Source organism: Aquimarina sp. BL5, from assembly GCF_003443675.1.
Lineage (GTDB): Bacteria > Bacteroidota > Bacteroidia > Flavobacteriales > Flavobacteriaceae > Aquimarina.
Genome location: NZ_CP031963.1, coordinates 5,011,143 through 5,024,393 on the forward strand (window position 1 = coordinate 5,011,143; position 13,251 = coordinate 5,024,393).

Sequence of the window (13,251 nt, forward strand, 5' to 3'; positions counted from 1 at the left end):
ATTAATTGATAAACCGGAAGAATCTACTTCCGGTTTTTTTATTAATAAATTTACCTCTATCGAATTCCTTTTATAAAACCATCAATACTTTCCACTCCTTGTTGAGTTAGATGTTTGATAAAAGCTGATCCAATAATTGCACCTTTTGCAGTTTTTGTGGCTTGCGTAAATGTTTCATTATCACTAATACCAAATCCTACAATCTGCGAAGCTTTTAAGTTCATGTTCGCAATTCGTTCAAAATAAGCTTCTTGAGTGTTTCCAAAACCGGATGTTGATCCTGTAACACTTGCAGAACTAACCATGTATATAAACCCATTAGAAACACTGTCAATAAAACGAATACGCTCTTCAGAGGTTTGCGGTGTGATCAAAAATACGTTGATCAATCCATATTTTTCAAAAATTTCTTGATACTGTTCGTGATATTCTGCAACTGGTAAATCAGGTATTATCAATCCATCAATACCAATTTCTTGGCATTTAGCACAGAAAGCTTCGACACCATATTGCATCATTGGGTTAAAGTATCCCATAATAATTAGAGGAATATTTACCGACTGACGAATATCTGCAAGTTGTTCAAATAATAATTTGGTGGTCATTCCATTTTTTAGAGCAGCTGTAGAACTTTCTTGTATAGTCGGGCCATCGGCCAATGGATCACTAAATGGCAATCCGATTTCTATCATATCTGCGCCACTTTCCTCAAGATCTTGAATGATTTTTTTGGTGTCATTAAATGATGGATATCCAGCCGTAAAATATATAGAAAGCAGTTTTTTGTCTTCTGCTAGTTTTTGGTTAATTCTGTTCATTTTTTATAGTACTAAGTATTAAGTAATGAGTATTAAATAATGAGTAAAGAGTACAGGATATAATATTCTTAATACTTTGTACTCTTTACTCATTACTTTACTTCAATTTAAAATAATCAATATATGTGTTAAGGTCTTTGTCTCCTCGTCCAGAAAGACTGATTACTACAATGTCATCAGGTTTAAACTGTTTGTCATTAAATATTGCCAAAGCATGCGAGGTTTCTATAGCAGGAATAATACCTTCTAGCTGTGACAATTCTAATCCTGCGGTCATGGCATCATCATCCGTTACCGAATAGAACTCCCCTCGACCTGTTTTATATAAATGCGAATGTAGCGGACCTACACCGGGATAATCTAATCCTGCAGAGATCGAATACGGTTCTGTAATTTGCCCATCAAGTGTCTGCATCAAAAGGGTTTTGCATCCGTGAATGATTCCTTCTTTACCCAATTGAGATGTAGCAGCACTTTCTCCACTATTTACACCTTTTCCAGCTGCTTCTACTGCAATTATTCCTACACTTGGTTCATCTAAAAAATGATAATAAGTTCCCGCTGCATTACTCCCTCCACCAATACAAGCTACTACGTAATCAGGGTTTTCTCGTCCTTCTTTTTCTTTTAATTGCCACTTGATTTCTTCAGAAATGATAGATTGAAATCTAGTCACCATATCCGGATATGGATGAGGTCCGATAGCAGAGCCTATAATGTAATGTGTGTCTACAGGATTGTTGATCCAATCTCTGATTGCTTCATTAGTAGCATCTTTTAGGGTTTTACTTCCGGATTTAGCTGGTCTTACTTCTGCACCAAGCATTTTCATGCGCGCCACATTAGGAGCTTGACGTTTTATGTCGATCTCTCCCATGTATACGATACACTCAATTCCCATTAGAGCACAAACGGTTGCGGTAGCAACTCCGTGTTGTCCCGCTCCAGTTTCTGCAATGATTCTGTTTTTACCTAGTTTTTTAGCTACTAGAATTTGCCCAATAGTATTGTTTATTTTGTGCGCTCCTGTATGATTAAGGTCTTCTCGTTTTAGATATACTTTGGTGTTGTGTTTTTCCGAAAGACGTTTTGCATAGTATAATGGAGAAGGGCGCCCTACGTAATCTTTTAGTAATTGATCAAATTCTTCTTTAAACGAAGGTTCGTTCATGATATCTAGATATGTAGATCTTAACTCTTCTACATTAGGATATAACATTTCAGGAATATAGGCTCCGCCAAAATCTCCGTAATATCCTTTTTCGTTTACTTGATAACTCATATTGCAATTTTTTTAGATTCCAGCTTAGGCTGGGATAACAGCTATTTTATTTTTAAATTCTTCTAAATCACGTATATTTTTTAATCCAGGTTTAATTTCCAATTTGCTATTGACATCAACAGCATATATCGGTAAATCTGTTTTTAAGATCGCTTTTATTTTTTCAATTTCTTGCAATCCAATTCCGCCGCTTAAAATAAATGGCGTAGTAGAATTATAGTTTTTTAATACATTCCAATCAAAGGTGTATCCATTTCCTCCTTTTTCTTTTCCTTTTGTATCAAAAAGGAAGTAATCTACAATGCCTTCATATGGATTGAGTATCTCAAAGTCAAATTCATCTTTGATAGAAAACACTTTGAATATCTCGATTTTATTTCTTCCAGACTCGTCAGATCTATTTATTGTATTAGCTAACTCTTTACAATATTCTGCAGATTCATTTCCGTGTAATTGAATTGCCTTAAAATTGTATTTTTCAACTTTTTCTAAAATAAAATCAATAGATGCATCTACAAAAACTCCTGTTTTTTTAATAGTTTCTGGTAGTTCAGGAATATCTTGATTAAAGTTTCTTGGAGATTTTTCATAGAAAATAAAACCAAGGTAGTCTGGTTGTAATCCAGCTACAGTTTCAATGTTTTCTCGATATTTCATCCCGCACACCTTCAGTTTCATGTTTTTATCTTTTTAATGTTAAAGATTTGGTTCTAATGTAATATTAGCATTGTTAAAATTAATATCGTGCGCAAAGTCATATACTTTTTTAAAATGCGCTTCCATATCAGGTTCTTCGATATCACAAAGTAACTTTCGAATTAATTTAGATTCAAAATGATGTTTTTTTGAGGTCGAATATTTTAGTAATTGAGATCCAATAGTTTTGTAAAATATTTTTTCCATCGTTGTCTTGTTCTCTGGTTCATCAGGCACTAATTCCATTTCTACGCCGCATTTATTTAAAATGCTATGGATGATGTATCGTGTAGGAACGTTTTTTGTTAACGTAATATTTAGTTGTTCTTCTGTACTGTCACTTGCTTTTATAATTCCTTTGGCTACATAATCGACAGGAACAATATTAAGTCCACCTTCCATATTTAGCGCCATTCTTATTTTTCCCATTTCTGGATAAGTCTCCTTCATTTTTTTAAAGAATTCACCAATAGAATAAAAAACGATATATCTACTGCTTACGTATTTTGGCATATCGATAAGTCTGCCGGATACTACGCTAGGTCTGGCAATGGTGCAACTGAAATTGTTTTCCTTTGCAATTTCTAGGATTAATTTTTCAACTTTCATTTTATAGGCTTCGTAAAAGTTTCTAAAATCAAAATTGACAACAGAATGATAGTCATCGGTAATCTTACCAGCTATTTCTCCTCTAGAGAAAGCGGTACTTACAAAAACCAATTTTTTGGTTCTAAGTTTAATAGCTTCAAAAAAAGCTTGTGTGTTATTATAATTTATATTTGCAATTTCATTTCTAGCCTTTTCTGTATTACTTAGATTTACCGAGGCTGCTAAATGATATACGATTAGGCTATTTCCAGCTTCTTTAGGAATAGTGAAATTATGTATTTCTCCTTCGATTATTTTTACATATTCCTTTACATATTCTTTATAAAAAGGTACTATCTTTTCCGGAATAAGTTGTTCAGTGAAAACCTCACTCCACAAACGTTGTTTGGCAGAAATGTTTTTTTGTTTTCTGATCAAAACATAAATTTGTGCTTTTTCGTTTTTAGAATACAAATCAAATAAGAGTTCAAACAGTACATGTGATCCTATATTTCCTGTAACTCCGGTTACTAATATTGTATTCATGTTTTCTAATTTAATTTTTGAATAAATTCTATGGCACTAGCCCCTGGGTTTTCCGTTTTCATGAAGTTTTCTCCAATTAAAAAACCTTGATAGTCATATTGTTGCAGATCTTTTATAGCTTCAATACTACTGATGCCACTTTCCGAAACTTTTACAAAGTCATCCGGTATATGTTTGCTTAATTCTTTACTTACATCGGTACTGACATCAAAAGTTTTAAGATTACGATTATTAACTCCTAACATATCTAGAGAAGGCATTATTGATTTCTCTAGCTCTTCCAAGTTATGTACTTCTAATAATACATCTAAAGAGATACTTTTAGCAAATTCTGATAATGATTTAATCTCATCTCTAGACAATACGGCCGCTATTAACAAAATAACATCGGCGCCATATGCCTTAGCTTCTAATAATTGATATTCGTCAATTATAAATTCTTTTCTCAGTAAAGGCATGGTTGCAGAAGCACGAGCAAGTACTAAATCATCTAGAGAACCTCCAAAATATTTTCCATCCGTTAATACAGACATTCCACAAGCTCCAGCTTCTTGATAACCAATGGTTACGTCTTGCACACTTACTTTTTGATTGATTACTGATTTAGAAGGTGATCTTCGTTTATGTTCGGCAATGATTCCTGTGTTACTATTACGTAAAGCGTCTGCCAAAGAATTTCTTTTTCGATCAAATAATACCGAGTTTTCTAGTTGATGGATAGGTATCAAGCCCTTCCTAAGTTCAACTTCTTTGTATTTGTCTGCTACTATTTTATCTAGTATGTTCATATATGTCATCCTGAACTTGTTTCAGGATCTTTTTAATAGTTAATATTCTTTTGGATTCCAGTCTGCATTGGAATGCCAGTTTAATGTTTAATTCTTACTTAACTCCTGTACTTTTTTAAGCGCTTCTAATCCTTTTCCAGAAAGCAATGATTCTTTGGCTTTTTCGAATCCTTGTATGGGTTCTAATCCTTCTACAGTAGCAATGGCCATACCTGCATTAGCACAAACTACATTGTTTTGCGCTTCAGTACCTTTTCCATTTAATATATCCATAAAAATTGATGCAGATGCTGAGATAGAATCTCCACCTACTATTTCTTCCATTTTTAGAGCATTTACACCAAAATCCTGTGGAGTTAGTATTCCTTCCGTATGATTAGATATGGTCTTTGTACTTCCTGTAAGTGATATTTCATCATATCCATCTAAGGCATGAATGATGGTAAAGTTTTTATCAGTATTCTGATATAAATAGCCATACATTCTGGCTAATTCTAAGTTAAAAACACCTACAATTTGATTTTTTGGAAATGCAGGATTCACCATCGGTCCAAGCATGTTAAAAAATGTTTTTACTCCTAATTCTCTTCGTATTGGGGCTACATTTTTCATAGCCGGATGGAATAGGGGAGCGTGCAGCACACAAATTCCTGCTTCGTCAATACTTCGTTTTAGGAAATCTTTATCATTACTGAATTTAATACCTAAATGTTCCATTACGTTAGAACTACCACATTTCGAAGAAACTCCATAATTTCCGTGCTTGGTTACTTTAATACCAGCACCTGCAGAGACAAAAGATGAAAGTGTAGAAATATTAAAAGTATCTTTTCCATCTCCTCCGGTACCACAAAGGTCAATAGGATTGTATTCACTAAGATCTACTGCAATGCAAAGCTCTAATAATGCATCTCTAAATCCTTCTAATTCGTCTACCGTAATACTACGCATCATATAAACAGTTAGAAAAGAGGCAATCTGACTTTGGTTATAAGCTCCTTTAGAAATATTTACTAAAACACCTTTGGCTTCTTCTTTAGAGATGGTTTCGTGATTGATTAATCTGTTTAATAAATTCTTCATGATTAATTATTTATCCAATTTTCTAACATTTTTTTTCCATCAGGAGTAAGTACAGATTCGGGATGAAATTGCACACCTCTAACATCAAACTCTTTATGTCGTATAGACATAATTTGTCCGTTTTCATCAAAAGAGGTTGCTTCCAGACAAGAAGGTAAATTAGTATCTGCTACTACCCATGAATGGTATCGACCCACATCAAAAGTTTCATTAAGTCCTTTAAAAAGAACTTCGTCTGATACGGTGAGTTTTACTTCGGTTGCAACACCGTGATAGACTTCATCCAGATTAATAAGGCTTCCGCCAAATACTTCACCAATAGCTTGTTGGCCAAGACAGACTCCAAATATACTTTTGGTATCTGCATAGGTTTTGATTATGTCTTTTAGGAGCCCGGCTTCATCAGGAATTCCAGGTCCCGGTGAAAGTAATATTTTTTCGAAAGAAGCTACTTCCTCTAATGTTAGTTGGTCATTACGTTTTACGATTACTTCGCAACCTAGATCTTCTAAATAATGAACTAGATTGTAGACAAATGAATCGTAGTTGTCAATTACTAATACTTTTTTCATCTCATTGTTCAGGAGTTTATCAGCTCCTTATATTTCTTCAGCTAGTTTTAATGCTTTGGTTAATGCTCCTAGTTTATTATATACTTCTTGTAATTCGTTTTCTTCATTGGATTCGTTAACTAATCCAGCTCCTGCTTGCCAATGTAGTTGATGGTTTTTACTTAAAAATGTTCTGATCATAATGGCGTGATTAAAATTTCCGGAGAAATCCATAAAACCAATTGCACCACCATAGAAGTCACGATTTACGGTTTCATATTTTTCTATAAGCCGCATTGCCATATGTTTTGGGGCGCCACTTAGTGTTCCTGCAGGAAATGTGTCTGCAACTACCTGCATCGTTGTCGTATCCTTATGCTTTTTACCAGTTACTTTACTTACTAAGTGAATCACATGTGAGTAGAACTGTACTTCTCTATATGTGTCTACAGTAACTTCACTTCCATTACGGCTTAAATCGTTACGAGCAAGATCTACCAGCATCACATGTTCTGCATTCTCTTTTTCATCCTTGGATAATTTTTTAGCTAGTTCTGCATCTTGCTCATCATTTCCTGTTCGTTTAAAAGTTCCTGCGATTGGATGGATTTCAGCTATTTCATCCTTGACTACCAATTGGGCTTCTGGTGAACTACCGAATATTTTAAAATCGCCATAGTCAAAATAAAATAGGTAAGGAGACGGGTTGATACTTCTTAATGCTCTATACACATTGAATTCATCTCCTTTAAATTTCTGAGAAAAACGTTTGGATAAAACTAGTTGAAAAACATCTCCGCGTAGACAATGTTTTTTAGCTAGGGCGACGTGTGCTTTATATTGCTCATCATCCAAGTTAGAGGTGGTTTCATCTATAGTAGTAAAGTTGTATGACGCAAAGTTTTTAACTTTTAACAAAGATTCTATTTCATCAATATTACTGTCTGACTCATAACAGTGTGCAAAAATACAAGCTTCGTTTGTGAAGTTGCTAATTGCAATAATGTTTTGATAAACAGTATACTGCATGTCGGGGATATTTAGACCTCTTTCTTTTTTAGTGATATCAATATCTTCAAAATATCTCACAGCATCATAAGAGATATATCCAAATAAACCATTGTTTATAAACTTAAAGTCACTTTTGGATGTTTTAAATTTCTGCCCAAATTGTTCGATAATTTGAGGGATATTAGTATCCTTAGTTATCGGAGTTTTTTTGTTCGTTTTATCAGGAAAAGATTCATAAATAATTTCGTTTTCAATTTTAATTGTAGCAATAGGGTTACAACAGATATACGAAAAGCTGTTCTCACTACCTCTATAATCATTATTTTCTAATAACAAACTATTAGGAAAACGATCTCTTATTTTTAGATACACGCTTACCGGAGTGATAGTATCTGCGAGAATTTGTTTGAAATGTGTCGTTAATGTATAACTCATGTTATATTTTAATATTAATAATTTATAAAACCCCTTTATTTATACGAACAAAAAAAAGGCTTGTCGTGATTTGACAAGCCTTTGATATGTTTACTTAACTATATGACAGGAGCTATCTCACGACGTTTTCGTTATAAGATGACCACCACCAAGTATTTGTTAAGATTAAATTCATTTTCTAATTTCTTGAGTCAAAGATATAAATTTATTATAATTCAAAAAACAAAAAATTACATTTTTAAGTTAACTGCTAATTCAAACTCATCAGAAATGGTTTTATCTCCTAAATTATCGAAGAAACTACCAGATCCGTATTTGATATCATATTTAGTTCTGTCTACGCTTAGTGTAGTCGAGGCGGTATCTCCATTTACTGCAAGGTCAAAAGTGATCGGATGTGTTTTTCCTTTAATGGTTAGGTCTCCTTTAATTTTATAACCTCCATCCATTTTTGAAGCCTCTTTAATTACTAGTTTGGCATTTTTATGGTCTTTAATACCAAAGAAATCATCCGAGGTAAGGTGTCCTTCTAACTTTTCTTTTCCTTTTCCTGCTTCTAGATCCGTAACTGTAAGAGAAGTCATGTCTACTACAAATTCTCCTCCGCTTAAAGCGCCGTCTTGGAAGGTTAAGAATCCGCTAGAGAAATTAAGTGTTCCTGTATGTTGGCCTGTAACTTTTTTACCAGTCCAGTTAATAGAGCTTTCCGCAGCGTTGATTTGTTTTTGTTGTGCATAGATGGATGCAGTTGCTATTAGGGTGAATGCTAATAATAATGATTTAAGTTTAGTTTTCATGATTTTTAAAATTTAATGATTATATAATTGTGTTAGTTAATTAATTTCTAAGTTTATTTAATAGATTGTTTAGTATAATTAGTTCTTCTTGTGAAAGATTAGATGTTATCTTCTTTTCGAAATTATTCATGGCTGGACTTACTTCTTCTAAGAACTTATAACCTTGTTCCGTGATTGTAATTTCTACTTTTCTTCGATTGGATTCGCAGATAACTCTTTTTACTAGATCCTTTTTAATAAGTTTATCTACTAGCCTTGTGGTGTTACTCATTTTGCTTACCATTCTTTCTTGTATGGTAGATAGATTAGCAGGTTTACCTTCTTGACCTTTCAGAATTCTAAGTACATTAAATTGTTGAATAGAGATGTCATAAACCTTAAGTTCAGAATTTATATGATCACTTATCCAGTTCTCGGTATATAATAGGTTTACAATCGCTTTTCTGGAAAGTGGAAGCTCTTTTTTAGTTTTTATAATATCTTCGATATTCATTTGTCTATACAATATTTGTATATACAAATATATGTTGTAAGATGTTTACTAAACTATAAATAGATACTAATTCTTTGTTAAAGTTCTCAGGATTACTATTGTTAAATATTATTATTGTTCGATTAAAAAAAAGCCAAAATCCTAAAATTCTCTTTATGAATTACATAAACCTTGTTAATTTCCTTTTTGGTAATGACACGTTTTAATACATTAGTATAATGCAGAAGTGGATATATATAGGATTGACCATATTGTTGGTTAACTGTAAGGGAGAACAGAAGGTAGCTATAGAGGCTTCTAATGTGTTTTCTGGTAAAGGTGTGGAAATACCGGTGTACGATTTTAAAAATTTTGAGTATTTGCTGAGTATTAATGATGGAAAAACTCGGATTATTAATTTCTGGGCTACTTGGTGTAAACCTTGTGTTGCTGAATTACCTTATTTCGAATTGATTAATAGCAGGTATCCGGATAATGAAGTCGAAGTAGTTTTGGTAAGTTTAGATCTTCCTAATCAAGTAGAATCTAAACTGATCCCTTTTGTTAGAAAACAGCGGATACAAAGTAAAATTGTACTATTAGATGATCCAGATGCTAATAGCTGGATTCCTAAAGTAAATGAAAATTGGTCAGGTTCTATTCCTGCAACTATTATATATAAAGGAAATACTTCAAATTTTTATGAACGATCTTTTACATATGACGAGCTGGAAAGAGAACTGAAAAAGATGTTATAATATTAGGAAGAGTTTCCGATCTTAATGAGTAAAATTTAATAGAACAAACAAATGAAAACTTTAAAGATTTTAGTAGCGGTTGTTTTAGTACTTGCCATAAGCGCATTTGCGATTGATAAAGTTAAGGTATCTAAGACTGATGCAGGATATAGTATAGGAGATACTGCAACAAATTTTAAACTTAAGAATATTGATGATACCATGGTTTCCTTAACGGATTATAAAGATGCTAAAGGTTTTATTGTCATTTTTACCTGCAACCATTGTCCATATTCTGTGGCTTATGAAGATAGAATTATTGAATTAGATAAAAATTTTAAATCAAAAGGCTATCCCGTAATTGCAATTAATCCTAATAATCCTAAAGCATATCCTACGGATAGTTTTGATAATATGAAGGTTAGAGCTAAGGAGAAAGGATTTACATTTCCTTATTTATTTGATGATGAACAAAAGATTTATCCGCAATATGGTGCTACAAAAACTCCGCATGTATATATTCTGGAAAAGACTGCAAACGGTAATGTCGTTCGCTATATTGGAGCAATTGATAATAATTACAAAGATGCATCGTCAGCTGATCAAAAATATGTAGAAGATGCAGTTAATGCACTACTCAAAGGAGAAAAAGTTCCTGTTGAAACTACAAAGGCTATTGGTTGTAGTATAAAAGCATAAGTGAATCTAATATTATATTTTTGGATAAATGAATGTATGGTTTCGTACATTTCATTTAGTACTCTTATATTTGTAGGGAATTGTATGGATAAAAGTTCAATTAAAAAAAAGAAAATATAAAATGGCCGAAGATATAACTCAAGATCAGTGGGAAGATCTTATCTCTAAAGACGATAATGCGATAATTCTGGATGTAAGAACAGAAGAGGAAGTAGAAGATGGTTTTATACCAAATATGCTTAATCTTGATATACGTATGGGGCAGGGGTTTCTCGATGAGGTAGAGAAGCTAGATAAGTCCAAAAACTATTATGTATATTGTCGTTCGGGAGCTCGTAGCGCACAAGCCTGTACTTTAATGAATCAGATGGGTTTCGAAACTACGTATAATTTAATCGGTGGATTTATGAATTGGGATGGCGAAGTTGCCGAATAATATTATCTAATAATACTTATGAAAAGTAAAACGATACTAACTGTAATTTTTCTTTCAATTCTATTGTTTAATTGTAAAGATAATAATACTAAAGATATTGCTGTAGAACTTATTACGGTAGAAGAAATGGACTCTTTACTGGAAATGGAAAAAGTTCAATTAGTAGATGTTCGCACGCCACAAGAATATGCCGAAGGACATATTGAAGGTGCGATTAATATAGACTTTAGTGATGAGAACTTTGAAACTTTGATTTCTGAAGTAGATAAATCAAAACCTGTAGCCGTGTATTGTGGTCGTGGAGGAAGAAGCGGTAAGTGTTCTGCTTATATGCAAAAAGCAGGGTTTACCAAAATATATGATCTGGATGGCGGGATTACAGAATGGAAATATAAAGGGAAGACTTTGGTTAAATAGTTTTCACAAAGCTCCTGCATATAACATATACAATAAAACCGACTAAAAGATAGTCGGTTTTATTGTATATAGAATTTAACACCTATCTATTGTTTCAATATTCTTGAGTAAAATATGTTTTTACCATTTTTCACTTTTATTATATAATTTCCGGAGGTTACATTTTCTAATAAGCCACTAATATCTAAATTTCTTTGATTGTTTTCTGAAGGTTTATCATTCATTGTATTTAATAGTTTACCGGTAATATCCCAGATCGAAATCTCTGTCTGCTGATTAGAAGTTGCATTATAAGTAAGTGTAAGAGGTTCGCCTGTTGTTGGATTTGGATAAATGATTGGGGTGTTATTCTTAAGTTTTGTGTCATCAACAAGATTAGGATTTTGTCTGGAAAGAGAACTGATGGTTATGTCCAGATTTCCTGGTGTAGACCAATTACCAGCTGCATCCCTAACCAAACTTTTAATTTTCCCATTCTGTCTTCTAATATCTTTTGTAACGGCAGATCCTGCTGTAATGGATTGAGTCTGGTTCGCCCTAAATTTATATACTTTAAGATCGTCGAATTCTATACTGGTTTTGTTAGTTCTTAAAGAAATTGAGCTTCCATTTTTAATAGGAGATGTGTCGGTCCATCTCAGTAAAGAAGCATTATTTCTAAAAATTTCTAACACTCCAAAAGCAGGACTATAGGTAATTTTATAATTAGCCCATTGGTTATCTAAAGAAACATCTGTAATAGCTCTAAAGTTTAAAACATTATTTACGGTTTCATAAATTCTTAATTTGTTGTCTTCTCCACTAAACCAGATTAAATAGGAATTACCTCTTTGACTCTGTGTCACATCATCCGACATAATATGGATGCCAAACTTTCGAGGGCCTGTAGTAGAAATTGTTTTGGCCGAAAATTCATATAAGTACGGTAAACCAGAGTTCTGAGACAAAAAGGTATTCAATTTAGTATTATCTGATGAGGTATTAGTCTGACGCAGGTGTCCGTCATTAATGGACCAATTGCCTGCACCTTGAGTATACCCAGAGTAGAAAACATTAAAGTTGTCGTTAAAGAATCCATTACCTCTATTGGCATACCAGTTATTACCGTACTTTTCTAGTGCCTGATAAAATCTTCGAGTGACTCCTACATTGTCATTGTCATTAAAATTAGCTGTAAAATCCCCTGATTGTGTATTTCCTCCTGTGGCAGAAATAGCAGTAGTTGGAGCAACTGTATCTCCAGAGTTTCCTCCTCCTGAGCAAGTAGTATTTAAATCATTTTCGAGTGCAACTAAATAAGCATCAGTAAAACGATTTCTCCAGGTATCATTGAGTAGTTTATTGGCATCCGAAGTATCTACAAAACCAATTTCATTTAGTACACCAATTGCATTATTGCTAACTAATACTCCTAAGTGAAATATAAACGAAGCATCTTCTACTGATCTTCGATCTCTCCATTGTCCTTTTTCGACCATTCTGTTCTGAATCTCCCTAGAGAATCTACTGTTATCTGCATCACGAGAATTACTGCGGTTACACCAAAAGGTTTCGGTTCCTGTGCCTCCACCAGCATTACAATGAATACTGATAAAACGATCTGCTCTAAGACTGTTAGATAACGCACGTCTTTGAGCAAGACTTGGATTACTATTACGAATTGTTCTCGTTAATCGCACACTCCATCCATTACAGCTACTCTCTATTTTATCGCGAAGTTTTAATCCTACTGACAATGCTGTAGCGTGTTCAGTATCCGTTCGTCCGTCTGGATTACTTCCGTCGGCAGCATATCCATGTCCTGGATCGACTACTATTACCTGTCCGATACAATCTATAGTATTGAAGAAGAAGGATACCATTAAGATTGGGATAATATTATATATAGTTTTCAT

At 33.3% G+C, this 13,251-nt stretch carries 15 protein-coding genes; 4 read left to right on the plus strand and 11 right to left on the minus strand.

All coding sequences use genetic code 11. The features are described 5' to 3' along the window. Window positions 1-56: 56 nt before the first annotated feature. The 10 genes from trpA to D1818_RS21110 all read right to left on the minus strand — a co-directional run bounded on the left by trpA (window position 57) and on the right by D1818_RS21110 (window position 9,088). On the minus strand, window positions 57-818 hold the full coding sequence (gene trpA / locus D1818_RS21065; RefSeq protein ID WP_118461528.1) for a tryptophan synthase subunit alpha: 762 nt from the start codon (window positions 816-818) through the stop codon (window positions 57-59). Between the two features lie 97 nt (window positions 819-915). Continuing rightward, window positions 916-2,100: a tryptophan synthase subunit beta gene (gene trpB, locus D1818_RS21070; protein ID WP_118461530.1), complete on the minus strand. Its 1,185-nt coding sequence runs from the start codon at window positions 2,098-2,100 to the stop codon at window positions 916-918. Window positions 2,101-2,124: 24 nt separating this feature from the next. After that, window positions 2,125-2,778, minus strand: coding sequence for a phosphoribosylanthranilate isomerase (locus tag D1818_RS21075; RefSeq protein ID WP_233558593.1), 654 nt, complete (start codon window positions 2,776-2,778; stop codon window positions 2,125-2,127). An 18-nt stretch (window positions 2,779-2,796) separates the two neighbouring features. After that, the gene (locus D1818_RS21080; protein ID WP_118461534.1) at window positions 2,797-3,930 is read right to left on the minus strand and encodes an SDR family oxidoreductase; all 1,134 of its coding nucleotides are present in this window, start codon (window positions 3,928-3,930) and stop codon (window positions 2,797-2,799) included. 5 nt (window positions 3,931-3,935) lie between these two features. Beyond that, window positions 3,936-4,718, minus strand: coding sequence for an indole-3-glycerol phosphate synthase TrpC (gene trpC, locus D1818_RS21085; RefSeq protein WP_118463984.1), 783 nt, complete (start codon window positions 4,716-4,718; stop codon window positions 3,936-3,938). Between the two features lie 87 nt (window positions 4,719-4,805). Next, a complete protein-coding gene (trpD, locus tag D1818_RS21090) occupies window positions 4,806-5,801 on the minus strand; it encodes an anthranilate phosphoribosyltransferase (RefSeq protein WP_118461536.1) in 996 nt (331 codons plus the stop codon). Window positions 5,802-5,803: 2 nt separating this feature from the next. Next, window positions 5,804-6,373: an aminodeoxychorismate/anthranilate synthase component II gene (locus D1818_RS21095; protein ID WP_118461538.1), complete on the minus strand. Its 570-nt coding sequence runs from the start codon at window positions 6,371-6,373 to the stop codon at window positions 5,804-5,806. Between the two features lie 27 nt (window positions 6,374-6,400). Further along, on the minus strand, window positions 6,401-7,798 hold the full coding sequence (locus D1818_RS21100; RefSeq protein WP_118461540.1) for an anthranilate synthase component I family protein: 1,398 nt from the start codon (window positions 7,796-7,798) through the stop codon (window positions 6,401-6,403). 230 nt (window positions 7,799-8,028) lie between these two features. Next, entirely contained in the window at window positions 8,029-8,595 is a 567-nt protein-coding gene (locus tag D1818_RS21105; protein ID WP_118461542.1) for a YceI family protein, read from the minus strand. A 40-nt stretch (window positions 8,596-8,635) separates the two neighbouring features. Next, entirely contained in the window at window positions 8,636-9,088 is a 453-nt protein-coding gene (locus D1818_RS21110; RefSeq protein ID WP_118461545.1) for a MarR family winged helix-turn-helix transcriptional regulator, read from the minus strand. Between the two features lie 218 nt (window positions 9,089-9,306). On the opposite strand from D1818_RS21110, the gene D1818_RS21115 reads away from it, so the two are divergent. From D1818_RS21115 to D1818_RS21130, 4 genes are all read left to right on the plus strand, one after another. Then, entirely contained in the window at window positions 9,307-9,825 is a 519-nt protein-coding gene (locus D1818_RS21115) for a TlpA disulfide reductase family protein (protein WP_118461547.1), read from the plus strand. Between the two features lie 51 nt (window positions 9,826-9,876). After that, window positions 9,877-10,503, plus strand: a complete 627-nt coding sequence (locus tag D1818_RS21120) for a thioredoxin family protein (protein WP_118461549.1) — start codon at window positions 9,877-9,879, stop codon at window positions 10,501-10,503. A 121-nt stretch (window positions 10,504-10,624) separates the two neighbouring features. Further along, window positions 10,625-10,939: a rhodanese-like domain-containing protein gene (locus D1818_RS21125; protein WP_118461551.1), complete on the plus strand. Its 315-nt coding sequence runs from the start codon at window positions 10,625-10,627 to the stop codon at window positions 10,937-10,939. Between the two features lie 18 nt (window positions 10,940-10,957). After that, a complete protein-coding gene (locus D1818_RS21130) occupies window positions 10,958-11,356 on the plus strand; it encodes a rhodanese-like domain-containing protein (protein WP_118461553.1) in 399 nt (132 codons plus the stop codon). 86 nt (window positions 11,357-11,442) lie between these two features. On the opposite strand, the gene D1818_RS21135 is transcribed toward D1818_RS21130, so the two are convergent. Beyond that, a complete protein-coding gene (locus D1818_RS21135; protein ID WP_118461556.1) occupies window positions 11,443-13,251 on the minus strand; it encodes an N-acetylmuramoyl-L-alanine amidase in 1,809 nt (602 codons plus the stop codon).

What these genes read in the sequence shown, in the direction of transcription:
- D1818_RS21110 (WP_118461545.1), bottom strand. Translation starts at nt 9,088, where the DNA reads ATGAATATCGAAGATATTATAAAAACTAAAAAAGAGCTTCCACTTTCC.
- D1818_RS21125 (WP_118461551.1), top strand. Translation starts at nt 10,625, where the DNA reads ATGGCCGAAGATATAACTCAAGATCAGTGGGAAGATCTTATCTCTAAA.
- D1818_RS21130 (WP_118461553.1), top strand. Translation starts at nt 10,958, where the DNA reads ATGAAAAGTAAAACGATACTAACTGTAATTTTTCTTTCAATTCTATTG.
- D1818_RS21080 (WP_118461534.1), bottom strand. Translation starts at nt 3,930, where the DNA reads ATGAATACAATATTAGTAACCGGAGTTACAGGAAATATAGGATCACAT.
- D1818_RS21120 (WP_118461549.1), top strand. Translation starts at nt 9,877, where the DNA reads ATGAAAACTTTAAAGATTTTAGTAGCGGTTGTTTTAGTACTTGCCATA.
- trpD (WP_118461536.1), bottom strand. Translation starts at nt 5,801, where the DNA reads ATGAAGAATTTATTAAACAGATTAATCAATCACGAAACCATCTCTAAA.
- D1818_RS21105 (WP_118461542.1), bottom strand. Translation starts at nt 8,595, where the DNA reads ATGAAAACTAAACTTAAATCATTATTATTAGCATTCACCCTAATAGCA.
- D1818_RS21075 (WP_233558593.1), bottom strand. Translation starts at nt 2,778, where the DNA reads ATGAAACTGAAGGTGTGCGGGATGAAATATCGAGAAAACATTGAAACT.
- D1818_RS21100 (WP_118461540.1), bottom strand. Translation starts at nt 7,798, where the DNA reads ATGAGTTATACATTAACGACACATTTCAAACAAATTCTCGCAGATACT.
- D1818_RS21095 (WP_118461538.1), bottom strand. Translation starts at nt 6,373, where the DNA reads ATGAAAAAAGTATTAGTAATTGACAACTACGATTCATTTGTCTACAAT.
- trpC (WP_118463984.1), bottom strand. Translation starts at nt 4,718, where the DNA reads ATGAACATACTAGATAAAATAGTAGCAGACAAATACAAAGAAGTTGAA.
- D1818_RS21135 (WP_118461556.1), bottom strand. Translation starts at nt 13,251, where the DNA reads ATGAAAACTATATATAATATTATCCCAATCTTAATGGTATCCTTCTTC.
- D1818_RS21115 (WP_118461547.1), top strand. Translation starts at nt 9,307, where the DNA reads ATGCAGAAGTGGATATATATAGGATTGACCATATTGTTGGTTAACTGT.
- trpA (WP_118461528.1), bottom strand. Translation starts at nt 818, where the DNA reads ATGAACAGAATTAACCAAAAACTAGCAGAAGACAAAAAACTGCTTTCT.
- trpB (WP_118461530.1), bottom strand. Translation starts at nt 2,100, where the DNA reads ATGAGTTATCAAGTAAACGAAAAAGGATATTACGGAGATTTTGGCGGA.